This is a genomic window from Allorhizobium sp. GW101-3B10, assembly GCF_059424725.1.
The window spans coordinates 1,648,489-1,669,859 of record NZ_JBWKZR010000001.1 but is presented as its reverse complement, the minus strand read 5'-3'; the positions used below and the strand labels follow the sequence as shown (position 1 = coordinate 1,669,859).

Sequence of the window (21,371 nt, the reverse complement as noted above, 5' to 3'; positions counted from 1 at the left end):
GCATCTGTACCATGTCAGTTGGAGAGTGCTATCTGCACGATTTGGTTGGCCTATGCAGCTTCCCGAACCTGATTGAGGATTCTTGCCGCATGGCCTGCTGCCGGTTTCATGGACATCGAGTTAAGGTGTTCCTCCTGAAGCCGGAGAGTATGAATGCAAAGACGAATATTCAGCCGCGAGTATAAGCTTGAAGCGGTGAAGCTGGTCAGGGAACGTGGGGTCACTGTTGCCCAAGCTGCCCGTGACCTTGATGTCCACGAGAATGTGTTGCGCAAATGGGTTCGGGAGTACGGTGACGATCCCAGCCAGTCCTTTCCTGGAAAAGGCCAGATGAAGCCGGAGCAGCTTGAGATCGAGCGGCTCCGTCGTGAAGTCGCCAAGCTGAAGGCGGAGCGCGATATCCTAAATTGAAGCCGGAAGAGCAATCGATCCAGTGAATCGATTGCCCGGCGGAACGCCGCAGCCCACTTTGCCAGGGACGCGATATGAAGTTCGCGTTCGTTGCAAAGCACCGTTCGATCTGGCCGGTGGCATGGCTCTGCGAAGCGCTGGGGGTTTCTCGTTCAGGTTTCCATGCCTGGCTCAATCGTTCTCCGAGCGAACGCGCCCGCTATGATGAGGTTCTGCTGGACAAGATCACGCAGAGCTTCAAATCCAGCGACCGCACTTATGGTGCTCGCCGCGTATGGCACGACGTGTTGGAAGAAGGGTTATCCTGTGGCCTCCATCGTATTGAGCGGCTGATGCGTTTGAATGCGCTCAGGGCCAGGCCAAGACGACGTGGCTTGCCAAAGGATGCCGGTGACCGCGCCGTTATCATGCCGAACGTGCTGGACCGTCAGTTCAGGGCAGAGCGGCCGAACCAGAAATGGGTGGCCGACTTCACTTATATCTGGACCGCAGAAGGCTGGCTGTATGTCGCGGCCGTCATTGACCTGTTCTCACGCCGTGTCGTCGGCTGGTCGATGAATGCCAACATGACGGCCCAGCTCGTCACAGATGCGCTGATCATGGCGATCTGGCGTCGGGGAAAACCAGATGCGCTCCTGCATCATTCCGATCAGGGAAGCCAATACACGAGCGAGCAGTTCCAGCGCCTCATGGGCGACCACGGAATCACTTGCTCGATGAGCCGCTCCGGAAATGTCTGGGACAACGCCGCGATGGAGAGCTTCTTCTCATCCCTGAAAACGGAGAGAACAGCACGGAAGGTCTATCGCACGAGGAACGACGCCAGAGCGGATGTGTTCGATTACATCGAGCGCTTCTACAATCCGAAGCGCAGCCACTCGACACTGGGCTATCTCAGCCCCAATGAATTTGAAACCAAGGTGGGATTAGCTTAACTCGTGTCCGATAAACCGGCAGCAGACCAATCTTCATTCAGCCAGCGACCGACGAGAACTCCGCTGGAACCTCACCATCCGGCGGTGATGCGTCCCATGCAGAGGGTAGCCTTGCGACACTGGGAACCTATCGAAACACGGCGTGGCCTGTCCTGTGATCCGGACGATAGCCACGGTCGCTATATCGAGGCTGTCTTCGACGGAATGGTCGTCGGTTGCCTCTACCTCCCCATCTCATCAAGGCGCTCGAGCCTTTGACAAACTTTGCCAAGGTCGGTTATCTTGCCTTCGAATGGAGCTTATCGATGGCCACGATGAACGTATCTCTTCCAGACCCGATGAAGGAGTGGGTGGAGGCCCAAGCCAAGACCGGGCGATATTCGAATGCTAGCGACTACGTGCGCGACCTGATCCGACGCGACCAGACACGAAACGACAAGATTGCTGCCATGCGAAGCTTCGTCGAGGCCGGGCTCCAAAGTGGTGTTGGCGTCCGATCGAGGGATGACCTCTTTGCTGAGGCTATGACTCGTGCCAGCAAGACCTGAGTTTTAGGCTTTCTGTCGAAGCGGAAGAGGACATTATTGCGATCACCGAGCAAGGTGTCCGCATGTTCGGTGCAGGCCAGGCCAAGCGCTACCACGATGAACTCTTCGCACTGATTGATCTGGTAGCTGTCAATCCGCGCATCACGCGCGAACGCAATGAAATTGAGCCATCCGTTAGAATTCATCCCTTCAAAGCGCATCTAATCGTTTATCGGATTGAAGGCGATGAGACGATTTTTGTCATACGAATTCGCCACGGACATGAAGATTGGGAGGATAATTCAATTTAGCGTCCTCGGAGGGAGCTGTGTGAAATTTGGCGCAATCCAGGTTCGAATCGGTTCAAGAGCGTATGGAGCGCGTCCCTTCTTGTGACCTGTCCTCTCAGTCGTTATACTGTTTTTGAAAAACAGTATAACCTTGGAGCTGAGCCAATGAAGTCCATTGACCTCATGTATCAGACGATGTTTGCCGAGCTGGGCCAGCGTTCGCTCGACGCCGCGTGGACGGCCGATTTCCCTCCCGAGGGACGGTTCACCCCTGCGAACATCAAGGGGCGCAAGTACTGGTACTTCGACATCCCTGATGGACATGGCGGCACGAAACGTCGTTACGTCGGTCCCGCTGATGATCCGGATATCGCGCAGCGCGTAACCGATCATAAGCGGGATAAAGACGACCTACGCGCTCGCAGGCGCTTGGTGAATACCCTGACCCGCGAAGGCGGAATGACCGCCCCTGACGCCATGTCGGGCGACATCGTCGAGGCTCTTGCCGATGGTGGTCTCTGTCGGCTCCCGGGTGTCCTTATCGGCACGGTTGCCTTTCAGTGCTATTCAGGACTGCTGGGCGTCCGCCTTCCCATGGCTGCGATCCTGACCGGCGATGCAGACATCGCCCAGGGCTATGCCATCAGTTGGGAGGTTGAAGACAGTCTGCCTCCGATCGTTGCGCTGCTGCAGGGCGTCGACGCCACTTTCCGCCCGGTTCCCCATCGATCAGGATCTGCGGCCTCGTCGGCGTTTCAGAGTGCCGACGGCTACCGGGTTGAATTCCTGACGTCGAACCGTGGTTCGGACGACTACATCGACCAGCCGGCGAAGATGCCCGCCATCGGCGGCGCCAGCGCGGACCCACTCCGCTTTCTTGACTTCCTCATCAGGGAACCCGTCAGGACAATACTGCTCCACCGGAGCGGTGTCCCGGTCGTCGTCCCTGATCCGTCCCGGTATGCGATCCACAAGCTTATCGTCGCCAGCCGCCGGCACACTGACGGGCAGGGGCCAGCGAAGCGGGAGAAGGATGTCCGGCAAGCGGCACTCCTCTTCGAAGCTCTGCGGCAGACGAGGCGATCCGCCGATTTGGCGCTCGTCTACAATGAAGCGTGGGACCGCGGGCCTGCGTGGCAGGAAGGCATTCGAACCGGGGCGGGGATGCTGCCGGCACAAGATGCCGAGCGGTTCGAAACGGTCCTGATCGAGGGCGCAAAGAAGAACCGGGAGGACATCGAGCTTCCATTTGGGGAAAGGTAGGGCCAGGACGCTCGTCCTGTTATTGCGCCGGTGAAGCTCGCGCCAGCGCAACTGTCATGATTTTCAAGACTGACTAGGCGTGGCATAGCCGCTCTAGCCCGACGAGGTTCTCTTGGTGATGGCGCTCGATAGGTTGACGATCACGCTATCGCCGAGGTTTTCGACGAGAAGTCGAGGCCCGGCAAGATCTGCGACGATCTGAGGAGCGGTTTCGAACGTTGCGGATATGGACTGCTGACGAAAGACGTGGGCGTGCCGGGCCTGTTGGAAGTCTACCCCAACTAGAGCTTTTGGCGTCGCGGCGGGGCCGGCCATGATCGGATTCTTGTGGCAATAGATCGAACACCGGCGAGCGATCCGCCGCAGTTGGCAGGAAGATGCCAGGCGGCTTACCGCGATCGCTTTGCAGGGAGCGTGATCACATCATAGGAAATTCCCATCAGGACTACTTGACAGAAGGCTGGCCAACCACAAAGGTAAAGCGGTTTAGTAAATCGCTTCACAAAAACATCGAACCGAGGTTGTGAGACGCCATGTCGAATAAGCGGGCCACCAGTCTCAAGGATGTCGCGGACGCAGCCGGCGTCTCGGTCACCACCGTTTCGCGCATGCTCAACGGCTCGCTCCAGCTTCCGCCCGAGACGAAGCTGAGGATCGACAAGGCCATCCATGAACTCAAGTACGAGCCGAACCCGCATGCCCGGCGCCTGAGCCGCGGCCGCTCGGATACCATCGGCCTCGTCGTTCCCGATATCGCCAACCCCTTCTTCGCCACGCTCGTGGCGACCATCGAGGAAGAGGCCGACAAGCGCGGCCTGGCGCTTTCGCTGCATGCGACGCTCAACCGTCCCGGCCGCGAGATCGCCTATCTCCGCTCGCTCGGACGCAACCATGTCGATGGCCTCGTCTTCGTGACGAACCACCCCGACGACGGGGAACTCGCGGCGCTCATCAACCAGACCGGCAAAGTCGTCGTCGTCGACGAGGACGTGCCGGACGCCATGGTGCCGAAACTTTTCTGCGATAACGAGCAGGGCGGATATCTAGCCGGCCGGCATCTGGCCGAGTACGGCCACCGCCGCGTGCTCCATATCGGCGGACCGCAGGAAATGATCAGCACGAGGCGGCGCTACAAGGGCCTCGAACGGGCCATGATCGAGCATGGTACGGGCATCGACGGTCTCATTCGCTACGAGGGCGATTATTCCGTCGAGTTCGGCCGTGCTGCTGGCCGGCGCTTCCTCGACGAGGAAAAGCCGGCCACCGCGATCTTCGCCAGCTCCGACGAAATCGCCATCGGCCTGATCGAGGTCCTGCGCGGGCAGGGCGTCTCCATCCCCGGTGAGGTCTCCATTGTCGGTTTCGACGATGTGGGACCGCTCCATCTCTTCGCTCCGCCTCTCACCGCCATCCGCCAGCCTGTCCGGGCGATCGGCGAGCGGGCGCTATCCCTTTTACTCGAGACAGACTGGCAGCAGCGCGGGGATTTCACCTCCGAACAGCTGCTGCCCATCGAAATCGTCGTGCGGGACTCCGTTGCGCCGCCGTCGAAACCATAAATGCAACGTAGAAGCCCATCAACCAGAGGATGAACTCATGAACAGCTTGAAACGCAGGACATTTACCGCCGCCCTCGCCGCCACCGTCTTCACCGAACTGTCGTTCGGCACGGCCTTTGCCCAGGACGCGCAGAAGACCTTCGCCCTCATCCAGATCAACCAGCAGGCTCTGTTCTTCAACCAGATGAACGAAGGCGCCCAGAAAGCCGCCGATGCAGCCGGCGCAAAGCTGGTGATCTTCAACGCCAACAACGATCCGGCCGCCCAGAACAGCGCGATTGAGACCTATATCCAGCAGAAGGTGGACGGCATCGCCGTCGTCGCCATCGACGTCAACGGCATCATGCCGGCCGTACAGCAGGCCGCCGCCGCCGGCATCCCGGTCGTCGCCATCGACGCCATCCTGCCCGAGGGACCGCAGAAGGCGCAGATCGGCGTCGACAACGCCAAGGCCGGCGCCGACATGGGCGCCTTCTTCCTCGACTACGTCAAGGCCAACATGGACGGCAAAGTGAAGTACGGCGTGGTCGGCGCGCTGAACTCCTTCATCCAGAACGTTCGTCAGGAAGGCTTCGAAAAGACCGTGACCGGCGCTGAAGGCGTCTCCACGGCCGGCGTCGTCGATGGCCAGAACATTCAGGACAACGCGCTCGCAGCCGCTGAAAACCTGATCACCGGCAACCCGGACATGAACGCCGTCTACGCCACCGGCGAGCCGGCCCTGATGGGCGCCATCGCCGCCGTCGAAAGCCAGGGCAAGCAGAAGGACGTCAAGGTCTTCGGTTGGGACCTCACGGCCCAGGCGATTGCCGGCATCGACGCCGGTTACGTCACCGCCGTCATCCAGCAGGACCCGTCGGCCATGGGCGCTGCGGCCGTCGACGCGCTGAAGACGCTTGCCGGCGGCGGCACGGTCGAGAAGACGATTTCGGTTCCGATCACGATCGTCACCAAGGACAACGTCGAACCCTACCGGGCGATCTTCAAATGACAGGTGAAGGACAGCACCCAACCGCTGTCGCAGGGACCGGGGGAGCAGAGCTCCCCCGGGAACCCGGCGCAGACGGAGCGCGCAAGCCCCGCATTTCGCTTCGCGGCATCCGCAAGACCTTTGGTTCCCATCAGGCGCTGCGCGGCGTCGATCTCGACATCTATCCCGGCGAATGCCTCGGCCTCGTCGGCGACAACGCGGCCGGCAAGTCGACGCTGACCAAGATCATCTCCGGCACCTATATTCCCGATGACGGCTCGATCACCCTCGAGGGCCAGGACGTCCGCTTCACCGGCCCTGCCGATGCGCGCGACCGCAACATCGAGATGGTGTTTCAGGACCTGAGCCTGTGCGACCATATCGACGTGGTCGGCAATCTCTTCCTCGGCCGCGAGCTGACCAGGGGTCCCTTTCTCGACCGTCCCCGGATGATGGAAGAGGCCCGCGCCATGCTGGACGCGCTGGAAATCCGAATCCCGCGTCTTGGCGCCCGCGTCGAGAAGCTTTCCGGCGGCCAGCGTCAGGCCATCGCCATTGCCCGCGCCGCATCCTTCAATCCCAAGGTCCTGATCATGGACGAGCCGACCTCGGCGCTCGCCGTGGCGGAAGTCGAGGCCGTTCTGGCGCTGATCAACCGGGTCAAGGCCAAGGGCGTCTCGGTCATCCTCATCACTCACCGCCTGCAGGATCTCTTCCGCGTCTGCGACCGCATCGCCGTCATGTATGAAGGCACCAAGGTGGCGGAACGCGACATCGGCAAGACCGATCTGCAGGATCTCGTGCAACTGATCGTCGGGGGGAGACATTGAGCGCCTATACCGAACGCGCGGCCGGCTCGCCCGTCGCCGATTTTCTCTCCGAACATGCGCAGGTGGTTTCCATCGCCGTGTTCTTCGCCGTCTGTTTCCTGTTCTTCTCGGCAACCACGGACACCTTTCTGACCGCCGGCAACATCCTCAACGTTCTGAGGCAGGCAGCGCCGATCCTCGTCGTCGCCATCGCCATGACCTTCGTCATCATCACCGGCGGCATCGACCTTTCGGTCGGCTCGCAGGTGGCGCTGATCAATGCGGTCGCGGCGCTGGTTCTCGCCATGGGCTTTCCCTGGCCAGTCGTCGTTGTCGGCATGATCGTGTTCGGCGCAGCGCTCGGCATGGCGCAGGGCAGGTTCGTCGCCTATCAGGGCATCCCATCCTTCATCGTCACGCTTGCCGGCCTGTCGATCCTGCGCGGCTTCGCGCTCTATCTGACGCAGGGCTATTCCATTCCGATCAACAACGTGCCGGGCTTCTTCGCCCTCGGTCGCGGCGAAGTGCTGGGCTTTCCGGTTCCGGCGCTGATCGCGGTCGGCGTGGCGCTCATCGGCTATGTGGTGATCGCATCGACCAAATACGGCCGTCAGGTCGTGGCGGTCGGCTCCAATCTCGAAGCGGCGCGGCGCGTCGGCATGCCGGCGAAGTGGATCCTGTCATCGGTCTACATGGTCTCGGGCGTCGCCTGTGCGCTGGCCGGCCTGCTGATCGCGGCCCGTCTCGGTTCCGGCTCGTCCAATGCCGCCGTCGGCTTCGAACTGCAGGTGGTGGCGGCCGTCGTTCTCGGCGGCACCTCGCTGATGGGCGGACGCGGCAGCATTCTCGGCACCATCCTCGGAACGCTGACCATCGCCGTGATCGGCAACGGCCTGATCCTCATGCATATCTCGCCCTTCTTCACGCAGATCGTGACGGGCGCGATCATTCTGGTGGCAACCTGGCTCAACACCTGCATCTTCACCACCAATTTCCGCTTCGGCGGAAAGAAGAAGAAGTGAGGCGGCCGTGGCGAGCGAGCTTTCCGAAGCCCATGTGCGTTCCGGCAAGGTGATGACGGTGGCGGGGCCGATCCCGGCCTCCGCGCTGGGCATCACCCTGATGCACGAGCATATCCTCAACGACTGCCGCTGCTGGTGGCATGCGCCGAAGACGCCGGAGCGGCAATATCTCGCCGAGGGCTTCGTCTGCACGGAAATCCTCGGCGAACTTCGCCAGGACCCCTTCGTCAACAAGCACAACATCACGCTTGACGACGAGCCGCTGGCGATTGCGGAACTCAAGGACTTCGCCCGCGAGGGCGGCCAGACGGTGGTCGAGCCGACCTGCCAGGGCATAGGCCGCGACCCGGCTGCCCTCCGGCGGATCTCGAAAGCTTCCGGGCTCAACATCGTCATGGGGGCCGGCTATTACCTCGGCTCCTCCCACCCGGCCAAGGTGGCGGGGATGACGATCGACCAGATCGCCGACGAAATCGTCCACGAGGCGAATGTCGGCGTCGACGGCACCGATGTGAAAATCGGCCTCATCGGCGAAATCGGGGTTTCCTCCGATTTCACGGTCGAGGAGGAAAAGTCGCTCAGGGCCGCGGCAAGGGCTCAACGCCGCACCGGCCTGCCGCTGATGGTACACCTGCCGGGCTGGTTCCGGCTCGGCCACAAGGTGCTCGACATAGCAGAAGCCGAAGGGGCGGATCTCCGCCACACCGTGCTCTGCCACATGAACGCCTCGCATGAGGATCTCGCCTACCAGAGCGAGCTTGCCGCACGCGGGGCCTTCATCGAATACGACATGATCGGCATGGATTTCTTCTATGCCGACCAGCAGGTGCAGTGCCCGAGCGACGAGGAGGCCGCCCGCGCCATCGTCAAGCTTGTCGAACGGGGCCATATCGACCGCATCCTGCTGTCTCACGACGTCTTCCTGAAGATGATGCTGACGCGCTATGGGGGGAACGGCTATGCCTACATCCTCAGGCATTTCCTGCCGCGGCTGAAGCGGCACGGACTTGACGACGCGCAACTCGACATCCTCATGCGGGACAATCCGAGATCGGTGTTTGCGGCGAAAGCCTGACACCGCCAAACGAATTCAGAAACGGAAAGAACATGACCAAGAAAGTCCTTCTCGTCGGTGAGAGCTGGATCAGCTCCGCCACCCATTACAAAGGCTTCGACCAGTTCGCCAGCGTGACCTTCCACCTCGGCGCGGAACCGCTGGTCAAGGCGCTGGAAGGCAGCGAGTTCGAACTGACCTACATGACCGCCCATGACGCGGTTGAGAAGTTCCCCTTCGAGATGGAAGGCCTCGACGCCTACGACACCATCATCCTCTCGGATATCGGCGCCAACTCGCTGCTCCTGCCGCCGGCCGTGTGGCTGCATTCGAAGACGGTTCCGAACCGCCTCAAGCTTATCAAGGCATGGGTGGAAAAGGGCGGCAGCCTGCTGATGGTCGGCGGCTACTTCTCCTTCCAGGGCATCGACGGCAAGGCCCGCTGGCGCCGCACGCCGGTCGAGGACGTGCTGCCCGTCACCTGCCTGCCCTATGACGACCGCGTCGAGATTCCGGAAGGTACCGCACCCGTCATCACCAAGGCCGATCATCCGACGGTTGCCGGGATGTCAGGCGAGTGGCCGCTGCTGCTCGGCGTCAACGAGGTCGAGGTGCGCGAGCGCGCCGACGTCGAAGTCGTCGCCCGCCTGCCGGAAGACCAGGGCGGCCACCCGCTGCTCGTCACCGGCACCTTCGGCAAGGGCCGCACCGCCGCCTGGACGTCCGATATCGGCCCGCACTGGCTCTCGCCCGCATTCTGCGAGTGGGAAGGCTATGGCCGCCTTTGGAAGAACATCCTCGGCTGGCTGAGCGCCAAGGACTGAGCATAGCCGGACAGTCGCGGCTGCAAGCCCCTCCCAAACCCTCCCCACAAGGGGGAGGGTTTAACCCGGCCGATGCTCTTGCGCCTTATAGCCGAGCTTGGAGCGTCCTGCGTCCATTCAAACACGGAAGGGCGCTCCAAAGTTTTCAGGCTTGGTGTCGTGCCTGCAAAAAGGCGTTTTCGGGCTGCTGCGCCAGCGGCTGGGTTTCGCCCCCTTGTGGGGGAGATGGCCGGCAGGCCAGAGGGGATTTTGCAGGCTTCAGCCCGCCAGGATCTTCGCGAGTTCTTCGGAGGTCGGGAAGGCGAGGCGGGTGCCGCGACGGCTGACGGTGAGTGCGGCGGCGGCCGCGGCATGGCCGATGGCGCGGGCATCGGGTTCGACCCCGCGCAGCGCCGCCGAGGCGAGCGCGACGGCCATGAAGGTATCGCCCGCTCCGGTGGTGTCGATCGCCTTTGCTGCGACGGCGGGAATGGCGGCGATGGCCTTGTCGTGGCTCGCAAGCAGCGCGCCGTCGGCACCGAGGGTGAGAACCACATGCCGCACACCCGCCTCGATCAGGCGGATTGCGGCGGAAGCATCCGACGAACCGGCAAGGCTTTCGGCCTCGCCACGGTTCAGGAAGGCGATGTCGACGAAGGGCCAGAAGCCCGCGAAATAGGGCCTGAGAGGCGAGGGGTTGAAGGCGGTGACAAGGTCGCGTCCCTTGGCTTCCCGGAGAATGTCGCGGGTGGCGTCCTCGCCGAGATTGCCCTGCAGCACGACGAGATCGCCTTTTGCCGCGGCGTCGAGCGCCGGCAGGGCATCGGCAAGCGTCAGCGAGCTGGCGGATTCGGTGGTGGTGACGATGGCGTTCTCGCCATCAGGCGTGGTGAAGATGATGGAGAAATCGCTGGAGCGGCCAGCAAGCGCGACGAGATGCGCATCGACGGGCTCTTCGGCAAGCTGATCGCGGATGGTCCGGGCGCGGAAATCCTCGCCCACGGCCGAAACAAGCGTGGTGGAAAGGCCGGTACGGCTCATCACCACCGCCTGGTTGGCACCCTTGCCGCCAAGGTCGCGCGTTTCCTCGCGGCCGAGGATGGAGGCCCCGGCCTCCGGCATGGACGATACGGAGATGGTTTCGTCTACGGCGACGTTACCGATGACATAGGCTCGCATGGCGGGACTTCTCGATCGAGAGAGATTTAAAAAGGGACGGAAATGCAACAGATATCCGACAACATTTCGAGCGCCATAAGGGAAATCTTCGGCACAGGCAAGGCGCTGATCGGCATGATTCATTGCCCGCCCTTTCCCGGCGCTCCGCGCTATCGGGGTGCGGCGATGGACACGATCTACGACGCCTGCATGCGCGATGCCGAGGCTCTCGTCGAAGGTGGCATGCACGGCCTGATGGTCGAAAACCACGGCGACATTCCCTTCTCCAAGCCGGAGGATATCGGACATGAGACCGCAGCCTTCATGTCGGTGGTGACGGACCGCATCGCGCGCGCCACCGGCGTTCCGCTCGGCGTCAACGTGCTCGCCAATGCGCCGATCCCGGCATTCGCCATCGCCATGGCGGGGGCTGCGAAATTCATCCGCGTCAACCAGTGGGCCAACGCCTATGTCGCCAATGAAGGCTTCATGGAAGGCCGCGCGGCGGAAGCCATGCGCTACCGTTCGGCGCTGCGCGCCGAGCACATCAAGGTCTTCGCCGACAGCCATGTGAAGCATGGCGCGCATGCGATCACCGCCGACCGCACCATCGGCGAGCTGACCCGCGATCTCGCCTTCTTCGACGCCGACGCCGTGATAGCCACCGGCCAGCGCACCGGCAGTTCGGCAACCATCGAGGAGATAGAGGAAATCGGCCAGGCAACCCACCTGCCGCTGCTCGTCGGCTCCGGCGTCACCAACGACAACGTCGTGGAAATCCTGCAACGCACCAGCGGCGTCATCGTCGCCTCGTCGCTGAAGGTCGACGGCGTGTGGTGGAACCCGGTGGAACCGGCCCGCGTCAAGGCCTTCGTCGAGGCCGCCCGCCCGGCTCTGGAGGACTGACATGACCGAGACGCTTTCCGAGCAGATCCTGCGCGAGAACCAGCCGGTCTTCGAGGCCATGGTGCATCACCGCTTCGTCGAGGACATCAAGGCCGACCGGCTGCCCAAAGCCGTGTTCGAACGCTACCTCGTATTCGAGGGCGATTTCGTTGATGCCGCCATCTCGATCTTCGCCTTCGCCGCCGCCAAGGCCGACACGATCGCCCGCAAGCGCTGGCTGATCGGCGTACTCGACGCGCTGGCCAAGCAGCAGATCGCCTATTTCGAGAAGACCTTCGCCGAGCGCGGCATCGATCCTTCCACCTTCGATTCCGCCATTCCCGAAGTCGCCGCCTTCCGCAACGGCATGGTGGCGATTGCCCGCGATGGCGGCTATCTCGACACCGTCGCGGCAATGTTTGCGTCGGAATGGATGTACTGGACATGGTCGAAGGAGGCCGCCGCCACCAAGATCAGCGATCCGTTGCTCAAGGAATGGGTCGATCTCCATGCGCACGAGGATTTCGCCGCCCAAGCGCTGTGGCTGAAGGCAGAACTCGACGAGGCCGGCAAGGATATGCCGGCGGAAGAGCGCGCGCGGCTCAGCGCCATCTTCGGCAAGGCGCAGGTGCTCGAAATCACCTTCCACGACGCTCCCTACCTCCGAAGGCAGTAACCCCATGACCATGTTCGCCATTGACGGAAACCGCCTGAACCGCCGCCTTGCGGAATTCGCCGAGATCGGCGCCCTGCCCAAGGGCGGCGTCAACCGGCAGGCGCTGACCGAAGGCGACCGGCAGGCCCGGCGGATGCTGGCGGGCCTCGCGCTCGCACGCAGCTTCCGGGTCTTTCAGGATCCGATGGCGAACCTTTTCATCCGCCGTCCCGGACGCGACGAGACCTTGGCCCCGCTGATGATCGGCAGCCATCTCGACAGCCAGCCGGCAGGCGGACGTTATGACGGCGCGCTCGGCACCCTCTCGGCCTTCGAAGTGCTGGAAAGCCTCGAGGACGCCGGCATCGAGACAGACCGGCCGATGGAAGTGGTTGTGTGGACAAACGAGGAAGGCTGCCGCTTTGCTCCGGGCTGCATGGGTTCCATGGCCTTTGCCGCCGGCGCGATACCGGACGACTGGGCGGCCAGGCAAGCGACCGACGGCGCATCCTTCACTGAGGAGTTGGCCGCGACCATCGAAAGCCTTCCCGAGGCGGAAATGCGGCCTCTCGGCTTTCCGGTGTTTTCCTATATCGAGATCCATATCGAGCAGGGACCGTCGCTGGAGGCAGAAAACATCCCGATCGGCATCGTCACCGGCATTCAGGGCACGCGCTGGCTCGAAGTCACGGTGACAGGCCAGACGGCCCATGCCGGAACGACGGGTCTTTCCTACCGCCACGATCCGATGCGGGCGCTTTCGACCGCCCTTTCCGGCCTTTACGACACGATCATGCCGCAAGACCAGAGTGCCCGCTTTACCGTCGGCAGCCTCAGGCTTTCGCCGGGTTCGGTGAACGCCATTCCGGAAGATGTCAGGTGCACGGTCGATATCCGCCATCCCGACCCTGAGAGCCTCGATGCGCTGGAAGCGAAGATCGCTGCGGCCTTTTCGAAGGAGGCAGGCAAGCAGGGCTGCACCGCCGCGATCAGGCGCCTGTTCGACATGGCTCCTTGTGTGTTCGACGAGGGTCTGCAGGACTCGCTCGAGGCCGCCGCCTCCAGCCTGCAATTGTCGAGCAAGCGCATGCTGTCGGGCGCGTTCCACGATGCGCTGTTCGCCAACCGCGTCGCGCCCGCCGCCATGATCTTCGTGCCCTGCCGCGATGGCCTGAGCCACAACGAGGCGGAATTCGTGGAACCGGCGCATGCCACCGCCGGCTGTGAGACGCTCGCACATGCTGTTCTCGAGATTACGAAATCATCAAAGCGATGACGTCCATTTGCATTACGTCTGATTTGGAAATCGTCTCCGCGTGCCGATGATCAACGCACACGGACCGTCACCGCGGTTGAACCAGCTTAGGTCCTTGTCGCATTAAGCGAGCTGCGGAGTTTCAAATGCCGGTGGCGCCCCATTGCCATTGCCCCTGGCTAGATGTCTTCCCTTACGCCGCCTTCTTGGAGTCTTCGTCTCGGACGTTGTGATAGGGTTTGCTGCTGGTGATCATGCCGTCTTTAGGATTTGCTGTGCAGATCCGTTTAAATGGCTGCGCGGCTTTAGGATGGATGCGGATTTGCGCGATCAGGTGTCGATCCTGATCCGCATCATGCGTTTCGGGAAAACCCCGTGGCCATAGAGGATCGGTGTCCCGGCGCTGTCGGTGTCGACATAGGTCATGATCATGACCGGCAGCGAGATCGAGACCGCCAGCGCCGCCGCTTCGCGGGGCCGCGGCATGCGGCAGTCGATCCAGGTCGAGGCGCGGAAGAAGGCGTCGACGCCGAAGGTGGCAAGGGCCCTGGTGAAGCTCGCGGTTTCCTCGAAGGCCGCGGCCATTCCGTCGAACCGCTGCTTTTCAAACATGTGATAGCCATAGGTGGTGATGCCGGGACCGACCGTGCGCAGGGTTTCCGTCACGATCAGCGGCGTGCCGACCTCAAGCTGCAGGGCGCGGGCGATCGCCTGGCTGGCGGGCTGCTCGTAGCTGTCCAAAAGCCGTCCCCCGGAGCCGCCGTCGAAGCGTTTTTCCACCTCGCTCCATTTGGCGTTGCGGTCGAGCCGGTATTCGAACGGTTCGTCAGCGACGAAGACGCCCTTGCCCTGGTGTGCCTTGACGATGCCCTTCTGTGCCAGGCTGGCGAGCGCCTGGCGCACCGTATGACGATTGACGCCGTATTTTGCCGTCAGTTCATGCTCGCTCGGCAGCCTTTCGCCCGCGCCGAACACGCCGGTCTGGATGTCGACCTCCAGGTCTGCCTCGATCTGTCGCCAGACCGGCAGTTCCCGGTCGCGCCACATGGGGTTGTTCGAAATGTCCATTCGCTGACCCTTGCCTGACCGAAAATTGGGGCGTCGAGCGCGCCGTATTCCCTCTTTGTCCGGTGTATCCAGCCGGCTCAAGCCGCGTCACAAAAAAATCATGAGCCGGCAACATCGCTGTAACAGAACATGTCCATACAGTCTAGACAAGTTAAGGGGTGGAGCGAATGTTCGAATTCCTCATCAGCAGATTGTTGCGCATGTGCTTGACCGTCGCGGTCATCGGCACGGCGGTTTTCTTCGCCACCCGGCTTTCCGGCAATGCGATCGATTTCCTCGCCGGCGAGGGGCTCGGCGCGAAGGATCGCCAGCTTCTGATCGAATATTACGGCCTCGACGGCTCCTATGGTGAGCAGTTCGTGCGCTATCTCGCTTCGCTGATGGACGGCAATTTCGGCCTGTCGCTGATCGAGCGGCGTCCGGTGGCGCTGATCTTCGCCGAGCGGGTCTGGCCATCCCTTCAGCTTCTCATCGGCGCAGTGCTGGTCACCATGGTCATATCCGTACCGGCCGGCATTGCCGCCGCGATCTATCGCAATTCGTGGATCGGCAATGTCATCATGGGGGGAGCCTTCTTCGGCTATGCCATTCCCAATTTCGTCCTCGCCATCCTGCTGTTGCTGATCTTCTCGTTCTGGCTCGGCTGGTTGCCGTCGACCGGCAATTCCACCTGGCTGCATTTCGTCATGCCGGTCACGGCGCTTTCGACCTTCTATATCGCCGGGATGACGCGCTTCACGCGCAATGCCATGCTGGACGTGCTCAGCCAGGAATACCTGCGCACGGCGCGGGCGAAGGGGCTGCCGGAACGGGTCGTCATCTTCAAGCATGCGCTGCGCAACGCGAACATCACCATCCTCTCGGTGCTGGGCCTGCAGATCGCCGGCCTTGCTGCCGCCGGCAGCGTCGTCATCGAAACGGTCTTCTCGTGGCGCGGCATCGGCGAGCTTCTGGTCTCCGCGGCCATTCGCCGGGACTACCCGGTCCTGCAGTTCGGCGTGCTGGCCGTCGCGCTCGCCGTCATCGTCATCAACGTCTTGGTCGATCTTGCCTACGGCCTTGCCGATCCGAGGGTCCGCCTCGGAAGGAACGCGTGAGAAAGGGTGGCGAATATGTCGGATACCACGATTGATACCTTGCCCGAGGCGTCCCGCAACCCGCTCTTTGCTCGCCTGCGGTGGCCGGCCACAATGCGGCGCGTCTGGGCCGGACTGGACTGGCCGATGCGGCTGGTTCTGGTTCTGGGCGCCTTGCTGGTGTTTGCGGCTCTCGCTGCGCCGCTCATTTCGCCGTTCGAACCCAATGCACAGAGCCTGTTATCGCGGTTGAAGCCGCCCGTCGGTTTTACCGGCGCGAAAGCCGGCCACATCTTCGGGACCGACGAACTCGGCCGCGACGTGCTGTCGCGCTGCCTCTACGGTTTGCAGATGACGCTGTCGATCGCCCTTTCCGGCGCGATCATCGGAATGCTGATCGGCGGGACGCTCGGCCTTCTGGCCGGCGCTGCGGGCGGGCGGGCGGATGCCCTGGTGATGGCGTTTGTCGACATACAGATCGCCGTCCCCTTCACGCTCATTGCCCTCTTGGCCGTTGCCGTCTTCGGCAGCGACATCCAGGTGCTCATCATCGTGCTCGGGATCGCCTATTGGGAGCAGTATGCACGCATTATCCGCGGCGAGGTGCTGAAGCTTCGCGAAATGCCTTTCATCGAGGCATCGCGGGCGGCCGGCGCTTCGCCGCTCAGGATCGCCTTCCGGCACATCGTGCCCAACGTGATTTCGCCGCTCGTGGTGATGTTCACACTCAATTTCTCGAACATCGTGCTGCTGGAATCGAGCCTTTCCTTCCTCGGCCTGGGTCTGCGACCGCCGACCGCGACGCTCGGCTCCATGGTCGGCATCGGTCGGGACTACATGCATACCGCGCCGTGGATCGTCGCGGCGCCGGCCCTGCTGATCCTGTCCATCACCTTCGTCGTGCAGATGATCGGAGACCGGCTGCGCGACCACATGGACGTGCGCCTGCGGGACCGCTGAGCGCCAAGACCCCAAGCGGCGGTCCGCCGCCGACCTCATTGCCGGCGGCCTAGCAAACCGTCCGGATCTTTTAAGCCCTGCAACGGAGACCACCATGAAGACCACGATGATCATCGCTTCGACGCTTCTCGCGCTCATGAGCGGCAGTGCCCTTTCCGCCGAGCTGAACGTCGGATCGGCCAACATGCCGCCCTATCTCGATCCGGGCCGCGACCACTCCAACGTCGGTTCGCAATTCTACTACAACAGCTTCGACGTCCTCATCGACAAGGATGCCGAAACCGCCGAAACGACGTTCCGTCCGGGCCTCGCGACCGAATGGAAGCTCGTCGAGCCGACCGTGATGGAACTGAAGCTGCGTCAGGGCGTGGTCTTCCAGAACGGCGACCCGATGACAGCCGACGACGTCATCTTCTCGCTGAACCGCATGCTTAAGCCGACCTTCAAGCCCTATATCGTGCGCGCCAAGGACCGTCTGGGCAATTTCGACCGCGCCGAGAAGGTCGACGACCACACGATCCGCATCGTCGCCAAGCGCCCCGAGCCGCTCTGGGAAACGCTGATCAACATGCAGCAGCTGATGGTCATTCCAGAGAAATACACCAAGGCGCTCACCGGCGATCCGAACGTCGCCGAGGATGCCGACTTCGAAGCCTTCTCGCTCGCTCCGGTCGGCACCGGTCCCTACAAGATCGCGCAGTTCGTGCCCGGCGAAAAGCTCGTCTGGGAGCGCCATGACGCGTTCTGGGGCGACAAAGCGCCCTTCGAGAAGGTGACCGTCTCCTACGTTCCGGAAATGGCGAGCCGCATTACGGCGCTGAAGAACAAGGAAGTCGACATCATCACCAACGTGCCGCCGGATCAGCTTTCGACGATCGAGGCCGACAGCAATCTGAAGGTTGCCAGCGACGTCACACCGCTGTTCCACATCCTCATCTTCAACACCCAGAATGACGTGATGAAGGATCCGAAGTTCCGCCAGGCGATCAGCTACGCGGTCGATCGCGAAACGCTGAACGAGGCGCTGTGGCTCGGCAAGGCCGTGGTCCCCTCGACCCACACCTACAAGCAGTTCGGCGAACTCTACATGCCGGAGCTGAAGACCTTTGAATACGATCTGGAAAAGGCCAAGAAGCTGCTGGCTGAATCCTCCTACAAGGGCGAGGAGATCCGCATGGATACTTCGGCCGTCTATTACACCAACGGCATGCTCGCCATGCAGGCGATCGCCGAGATGTGGAATGCGATCGGCATCAAAACCAGCATCAATGTCGACGACAAGTGGACGGGCGGCGATCCGACCATGATGGTGCGCAACTGGTCGAACCCGATGTATTTCGCCGACCCCTTCGGCTCATTCGGCGTGATGTGGGCACCGGAAGGCCCGTCGGAAGGCGAAGGCCGCTTCAAGACCGACGAAGCCTATGCCACGACCTGGGAGAAGTTTCGCTTCTCCGAGAAGGTCGAGGACCGCAAGGCCGCTTATGCCGAGCTGATGGATCGCATCAAGCAGGACCCGCCGATGCTCGTCCTCTATCAGCCCTACGAATCCTGGGCGATGCAGAAGGGCATTCAGTGGGGTCCGAAGCCGGGCCACATTCCTTACGTGCTCGACTTCCGTGCCGGTTCGATCTCGGTCGCTTCCAACTAAGACCCTATACTGCCGGGCGGCGCCTTCGTCGCCCGGTTTCACTCCCATTCACAAGCGGAACTCCCATGGCCACGACACGCCTTTGTATCGTCACAGATATCCATCACGGCAAGGATAACTTCACCAAGAAGGGTTCCTCGGCGCTCACCCTGCTCGAGGAATTCTCACGTTTCGTCGAGGCGACCAGGCCCGACGCCGTCATCGACATGGGGGACCGGATTTCCGATTGCGACAAGGAGACGGACAAACAGCTGGAGCAGGATGTCGCAGAGATCTTCGCCGGCATGAGCGTTCCGCGCTTCCATATCTGCGGCAATCACGACCGTGACTATCTGAGCGTCGACGAGAACGCCGCCATCCTCGGCCAGGATCTCTCCAACACGACGGTCGACATGGGCGACTGGACGCTGGTGATCTGGCGGGCCGACGCGAAGATCCACCGGCCGGGTGGCTTTATCCTGCCGGAGGCCGACCTGCTCTGGCTTGCCGGCGTTGTCCGCAACGCGACGCGGCCGCTGGCGATCTTCAGCCACGTTCCGGTCTCTGGCCATTCCCAGGCCGGCAACTACTACTTCCAGCGCAATCCGGATGCCTCGACCTATCCGGGGGCTTCCGAGCGGGTGCGCGCGATTCTCGCCGGAGCCCGCGTGCCGGTTGCCTGCTTTGCCGGCCATGTGCACTGGAACACGCTCACCATGGTCAACGGCCAGCCGCATTTCACCCTGCAATCGCTGACCGAAACCTTTACCACCCATCCCGAGCCCGCCGGTTCCTATGCCCTGCTCGAGCTTTCTCAGCGGATCGACTGGACGGTGTTCGGCAAGGATTCGATGCGCGTCTCAATCGACGCCGAAGAGACGGCGCGGCGCTGGATCGAGCCTCTACCGCCCTTCCACGAGCACCCGGAAATCCGGCTTCGCCATCTCAACCAAGCGGCCGAATAGGTATGACGATGACCGGCAACGCCAGAACCCCGCTGCTCTCGGTCGAGAACCTGTCGGCCTCGTTTGGTCCGGCAGAAAAGCGCGCCGTTGCGGTTCACGATCTCTCCTTCGATCTCTTCGCCGGCGAAACACTGGCGATCGTCGGGGAATCCGGTTCCGGCAAGTCGGTCACCGCCCTTTCCATCCTCAGGCTCATCGAGCGGGAGGGCGGACGGCTCGACAAGGGCCGCATCGCCTTCCGGCTCGATGACTCAAGCGTCGTCGATCTCGCCGCGAGCAGCCAAGCGCAGCTGCAGCGCATCCGCGGCAATTCCATCTCGATGATCTTCCAGGAGCCGATGACCTCGCTCAATCCGGTGCTGACGATCGGCGACCAGATCTGCGAGACCTTGATCCACCACAAGCGCCTGTCTCCAAGCCAGGCGCTGCGCGAGGCACGCGATCTTCTCGACCGCGTCCGCCTCTCCGATCCCGGCCGCCGGCTTTTGCAATATCCTCACGAGCTGTCGGGCGGCATGCGCCAGCGGGTGATGATCGCCATGGCGCTTGCCTGTTCGCCGCGGCTGCTGATCGCCGACGAGCCGACGACGGCGCTCGACGTCACCATCCAGGCCGGCATCCTCGATCTCATCCGCGAGCTGCAGCAGACCAGTGGCACCGCGGTCGTCTTCATCACCCACGACATGGGGGTGGTTGCCGAAATCGCCGACCGGGTCGTCGTCATGCGCCACGGCCGGATGATCGAGACAGCCGACACGGGCGCGCTGTTTCGCCAGCCGCGCGCCGACTATACCCGCCAGTTGCTCGATGCCGTGCCGAAGCTCGGCTCCGGCGCACCCGTCTATGCCGCGCCACGGACGGCGACAGGCGAAGAGGGCCGCCGGAACGAAGAAGGCCGGGCCGCCGAAACGGTGCTCGAGGTCAACAACCTCGTCACCCGGTTTCCGGTCCACAAGGGAATGCTGAAACGGCTCGTTGCACGGGTCCATGCCGTCGAGGATGTCAGCTTTACCCTGCGCGCCGGCGAGACGCTCGGGCTGGTCGGCGAATCGGGCTCCGGCAAGTCGACCATCGGCCGTTCGGTTCTCAAGCTCGTAGAGCCGCAGAGCGGTCGGATCCTCTTTGCCGGCAAGGACCTCATGCCGCTCACGCGGCACCACATGCGGCCGATGCGGCGCGACCTGCAGATGATCTTCCAGGACCCCTATGCCAGTCTCAATCCGCGCATGTCCGTGGCGGAGCTGGTAACGGAGCCGCTCATCATCCATACCGCCCTCAATACGCGTGAACGGCGCGACATGGCGGTGGAACTGCTGGCCCGGGTACGGTTGCCGGCCGACAGCATCGACCGCTATCCCCACCAGTTCTCCGGCGGTCAGCGTCAGCGGATCTGCATCGCACGCGCTCTCTCGTCGAAGCCTCGGATCATCGTCGCGGACGAGGCGGTGTCGGCGCTCGACGTCTCGGTCCAGGCGGAGGTCATCGACCTGATGCAGGAACTGCAGCGCGAGGACGGGATCGCCTATCTCTTCATCTCGCATGATATTGCCGTCATCGAGAAGATGAGCCACCGGGTGGCCGTGCTCGACCAGGGTAGGATCGTCGAGATTGGCAGAACGGACGACGTCCTGCAGCGACCACGGCATGATTACACGCGCCAACTGCTCCAGGCGGTTCCAGTCGCCGATCCGAGCCGCCGCCGCGAGCGCGCCTCAGCCGCCCAGATCGAGCGCAAGACCCCGATCCGCCCCGTGGGTTATCGGCCGGTGGCGAGCGCGTATCTGAGTGTCGGCGCAGATCACCTGGTTCTCGCGCAATAGTGCAGCCCGTACGCTTGGGAAGACTGCGGCGGCAGGGGGCAGCACCCTGCCCATCGGGGTGACCGATCTGAACCGTAGAGGCCAGAACTGCAGCGGCGGTCAGTTGCGGATCCGCAGGTCTGTGACGGCGTTTCCTCGAACATGGCGTGATAGCGGGTCGAAAACCGGCCCCAGTGGAAGAAGGCCCAGTCGAGCGCGATGCCCGAGAGGCGGCAGGATGCATTGCGTGCGGCGATCAGGTCGCGGCCTTAACGTA

20 protein-coding genes and 2 pseudogenes are annotated in these 21,371 nt (G+C 62.6%); 19 read left to right on the top strand and 3 right to left on the bottom strand.

Features of this window, described 5'->3' with window-relative positions; translation table 11 throughout:
- Window positions 1–153: 153 nt before the first annotated feature.
- From AC07Y0_RS07995 to AC07Y0_RS07975, 5 genes and pseudogenes are all read left to right on the top strand, one after another.
- Window positions 154–1,346: pseudogene (locus AC07Y0_RS07995) on the top strand (IS3 family transposase).
- Between the two features lie 114 nt (window positions 1,347–1,460).
- Window positions 1,461–1,577: pseudogene (locus AC07Y0_RS07990) on the top strand (exodeoxyribonuclease III); the annotation flags it as partial.
- A 74-nt stretch (window positions 1,578–1,651) separates the two neighbouring features.
- The gene (locus AC07Y0_RS07985) at window positions 1,652–1,894 is read left to right on the top strand and encodes a type II toxin-antitoxin system ParD family antitoxin (protein WP_498676149.1); all 243 of its coding nucleotides are present in this window, start codon (window positions 1,652–1,654) and stop codon (window positions 1,892–1,894) included.
- Complete coding sequence (locus AC07Y0_RS07980) at window positions 1,891–2,184, top strand: type II toxin-antitoxin system RelE/ParE family toxin (protein WP_498680197.1); 294 nt, start codon at window positions 1,891–1,893, stop codon at window positions 2,182–2,184. The genes AC07Y0_RS07985 and AC07Y0_RS07980 overlap by 4 nt, the downstream gene beginning before the upstream one ends.
- Window positions 2,185–2,328: 144 nt before the next feature.
- Window positions 2,329–3,426 (top strand): nucleotidyltransferase family protein, encoded by a 1,098-nt coding sequence (locus AC07Y0_RS07975; protein ID WP_498676147.1) that lies wholly within the window; start codon window positions 2,329–2,331, stop codon window positions 3,424–3,426.
- 93 nt (window positions 3,427–3,519) lie between these two features.
- On the opposite strand, the gene AC07Y0_RS07970 is transcribed toward AC07Y0_RS07975, so the two are convergent.
- Window positions 3,520–3,741, bottom strand: a complete 222-nt coding sequence (locus tag AC07Y0_RS07970) for a hypothetical protein (protein WP_498676144.1) — start codon at window positions 3,739–3,741, stop codon at window positions 3,520–3,522.
- Window positions 3,742–3,959: 218 nt separating this feature from the next.
- Between AC07Y0_RS07970 and AC07Y0_RS07965 the strand changes: the two genes are divergently transcribed.
- The 6 genes from AC07Y0_RS07965 to AC07Y0_RS07940 are packed head-to-tail and all read left to right on the top strand — an operon-like array spanning window position 3,960 to window position 9,664.
- Window positions 3,960–4,985, top strand: coding sequence for a LacI family DNA-binding transcriptional regulator (locus AC07Y0_RS07965; protein ID WP_498676142.1), 1,026 nt, complete (start codon window positions 3,960–3,962; stop codon window positions 4,983–4,985).
- Between the two features lie 37 nt (window positions 4,986–5,022).
- Complete coding sequence (locus tag AC07Y0_RS07960; protein ID WP_498676140.1) at window positions 5,023–5,976, top strand: substrate-binding domain-containing protein; 954 nt, start codon at window positions 5,023–5,025, stop codon at window positions 5,974–5,976.
- Window positions 5,973–6,785, top strand: a complete 813-nt coding sequence (locus tag AC07Y0_RS07955) for an ATP-binding cassette domain-containing protein (protein ID WP_250911874.1) — start codon at window positions 5,973–5,975, stop codon at window positions 6,783–6,785. Before AC07Y0_RS07960 ends, AC07Y0_RS07955 begins: the two co-directional genes overlap by 4 nt.
- Window positions 6,782–7,786, top strand: coding sequence for an ABC transporter permease (locus AC07Y0_RS07950; RefSeq protein WP_498676138.1), 1,005 nt, complete (start codon window positions 6,782–6,784; stop codon window positions 7,784–7,786). Before AC07Y0_RS07955 ends, AC07Y0_RS07950 begins: the two co-directional genes overlap by 4 nt.
- Before the next feature lie 52 nt (window positions 7,787–7,838).
- Window positions 7,839–8,861 carry a phosphotriesterase family protein gene (locus tag AC07Y0_RS07945; protein WP_498680196.1) on the top strand — a complete coding sequence of 341 codons (1,023 nt, stop codon included), beginning with the start codon at window positions 7,839–7,841 and terminating at the stop codon, window positions 8,859–8,861.
- A gap of 32 nt (window positions 8,862–8,893) precedes the next feature.
- The gene (locus AC07Y0_RS07940) at window positions 8,894–9,664 is read left to right on the top strand and encodes a glutamine amidotransferase (protein ID WP_498676136.1); all 771 of its coding nucleotides are present in this window, start codon (window positions 8,894–8,896) and stop codon (window positions 9,662–9,664) included.
- A gap of 258 nt (window positions 9,665–9,922) precedes the next feature.
- Here AC07Y0_RS07940 and AC07Y0_RS07935 read toward each other — a convergent pair whose 3' ends face one another.
- On the bottom strand, window positions 9,923–10,822 hold the full coding sequence (locus AC07Y0_RS07935; protein ID WP_498676135.1) for a PfkB family carbohydrate kinase: 900 nt from the start codon (window positions 10,820–10,822) through the stop codon (window positions 9,923–9,925).
- A 42-nt stretch (window positions 10,823–10,864) separates the two neighbouring features.
- Here AC07Y0_RS07935 and AC07Y0_RS07930 point away from each other — a divergent pair, with 42 nt between their 5' ends.
- From AC07Y0_RS07930 to AC07Y0_RS07920, 3 genes are read left to right on the top strand one after another with little or no spacing between them, the layout of a single operon-like run.
- Window positions 10,865–11,707, top strand: a complete 843-nt coding sequence (locus AC07Y0_RS07930) for a BtpA/SgcQ family protein (RefSeq protein WP_498676133.1) — start codon at window positions 10,865–10,867, stop codon at window positions 11,705–11,707.
- 1 nt (window position 11,708) lies between these two features.
- Window positions 11,709–12,362 carry a TenA family protein gene (locus AC07Y0_RS07925; protein WP_498676132.1) on the top strand — a complete coding sequence of 218 codons (654 nt, stop codon included), beginning with the start codon at window positions 11,709–11,711 and terminating at the stop codon, window positions 12,360–12,362.
- Between the two features lie 10 nt (window positions 12,363–12,372).
- On the top strand, window positions 12,373–13,617 hold the full coding sequence (locus tag AC07Y0_RS07920) for a Zn-dependent hydrolase (RefSeq protein WP_498680195.1): 1,245 nt from the start codon (window positions 12,373–12,375) through the stop codon (window positions 13,615–13,617).
- Between the two features lie 309 nt (window positions 13,618–13,926).
- Here AC07Y0_RS07920 and phnF read toward each other — a convergent pair whose 3' ends face one another.
- The gene (phnF, locus tag AC07Y0_RS07915; protein WP_498676130.1) at window positions 13,927–14,664 is read right to left on the bottom strand and encodes a phosphonate metabolism transcriptional regulator PhnF; all 738 of its coding nucleotides are present in this window, start codon (window positions 14,662–14,664) and stop codon (window positions 13,927–13,929) included.
- Between the two features lie 167 nt (window positions 14,665–14,831).
- Here phnF and AC07Y0_RS07910 point away from each other — a divergent pair, with 167 nt between their 5' ends.
- From AC07Y0_RS07910 to AC07Y0_RS07890, 5 genes are all read left to right on the top strand, one after another.
- The gene (locus AC07Y0_RS07910; RefSeq protein ID WP_498676128.1) at window positions 14,832–15,761 is read left to right on the top strand and encodes an ABC transporter permease; all 930 of its coding nucleotides are present in this window, start codon (window positions 14,832–14,834) and stop codon (window positions 15,759–15,761) included.
- A gap of 15 nt (window positions 15,762–15,776) precedes the next feature.
- A complete protein-coding gene (locus tag AC07Y0_RS07905; protein WP_498676126.1) occupies window positions 15,777–16,700 on the top strand; it encodes an ABC transporter permease in 924 nt (307 codons plus the stop codon).
- Window positions 16,701–16,794: 94 nt separating this feature from the next.
- Complete coding sequence (locus AC07Y0_RS07900) at window positions 16,795–18,351, top strand: ABC transporter substrate-binding protein (RefSeq protein WP_498676124.1); 1,557 nt, start codon at window positions 16,795–16,797, stop codon at window positions 18,349–18,351.
- A 65-nt stretch (window positions 18,352–18,416) separates the two neighbouring features.
- Entirely contained in the window at window positions 18,417–19,295 is an 879-nt protein-coding gene (locus tag AC07Y0_RS07895) for a metallophosphoesterase family protein (RefSeq protein WP_498676122.1), read from the top strand.
- 2 nt (window positions 19,296–19,297) lie between these two features.
- Window positions 19,298–21,115 (top strand): ABC transporter ATP-binding protein, encoded by a 1,818-nt coding sequence (locus AC07Y0_RS07890; protein ID WP_498676121.1) that lies wholly within the window; start codon window positions 19,298–19,300, stop codon window positions 21,113–21,115.
- Window positions 21,116–21,371 lie beyond the last annotated feature (256 nt).

Bases quoted from the DNA above. Each gene is read 5' to 3' on its own strand.
- AC07Y0_RS07965 (WP_498676142.1), top strand. From the start codon at position 3,960: ATGTCGAATAAGCGGGCCACCAGTCTCAAGGATGTCGCGGACGCAGCC.
- AC07Y0_RS07930 (WP_498676133.1), top strand. From the start codon at position 10,865: ATGCAACAGATATCCGACAACATTTCGAGCGCCATAAGGGAAATCTTC.
- AC07Y0_RS07970 (WP_498676144.1), bottom strand. From the start codon at position 3,741: ATGGCCGGCCCCGCCGCGACGCCAAAAGCTCTAGTTGGGGTAGACTTC.
- AC07Y0_RS07975 (WP_498676147.1), top strand. From the start codon at position 2,329: ATGAAGTCCATTGACCTCATGTATCAGACGATGTTTGCCGAGCTGGGC.
- AC07Y0_RS07900 (WP_498676124.1), top strand. From the start codon at position 16,795: ATGAAGACCACGATGATCATCGCTTCGACGCTTCTCGCGCTCATGAGC.
- AC07Y0_RS07890 (WP_498676121.1), top strand. From the start codon at position 19,298: ATGACGATGACCGGCAACGCCAGAACCCCGCTGCTCTCGGTCGAGAAC.
- AC07Y0_RS07960 (WP_498676140.1), top strand. From the start codon at position 5,023: ATGAACAGCTTGAAACGCAGGACATTTACCGCCGCCCTCGCCGCCACC.
- AC07Y0_RS07905 (WP_498676126.1), top strand. From the start codon at position 15,777: ATGTCGGATACCACGATTGATACCTTGCCCGAGGCGTCCCGCAACCCG.
- AC07Y0_RS07985 (WP_498676149.1), top strand. From the start codon at position 1,652: ATGGCCACGATGAACGTATCTCTTCCAGACCCGATGAAGGAGTGGGTG.
- phnF (WP_498676130.1), bottom strand. From the start codon at position 14,664: ATGGACATTTCGAACAACCCCATGTGGCGCGACCGGGAACTGCCGGTC.
- AC07Y0_RS07955 (WP_250911874.1), top strand. From the start codon at position 5,973: ATGACAGGTGAAGGACAGCACCCAACCGCTGTCGCAGGGACCGGGGGA.
- AC07Y0_RS07920 (WP_498680195.1), top strand. From the start codon at position 12,373: ATGTTCGCCATTGACGGAAACCGCCTGAACCGCCGCCTTGCGGAATTC.
- AC07Y0_RS07935 (WP_498676135.1), bottom strand. From the start codon at position 10,822: ATGCGAGCCTATGTCATCGGTAACGTCGCCGTAGACGAAACCATCTCC.
- AC07Y0_RS07895 (WP_498676122.1), top strand. From the start codon at position 18,417: ATGGCCACGACACGCCTTTGTATCGTCACAGATATCCATCACGGCAAG.
- AC07Y0_RS07940 (WP_498676136.1), top strand. From the start codon at position 8,894: ATGACCAAGAAAGTCCTTCTCGTCGGTGAGAGCTGGATCAGCTCCGCC.
- AC07Y0_RS07910 (WP_498676128.1), top strand. From the start codon at position 14,832: ATGTTCGAATTCCTCATCAGCAGATTGTTGCGCATGTGCTTGACCGTC.
- AC07Y0_RS07925 (WP_498676132.1), top strand. From the start codon at position 11,709: ATGACCGAGACGCTTTCCGAGCAGATCCTGCGCGAGAACCAGCCGGTC.
- AC07Y0_RS07945 (WP_498680196.1), top strand. From the start codon at position 7,839: ATGACGGTGGCGGGGCCGATCCCGGCCTCCGCGCTGGGCATCACCCTG.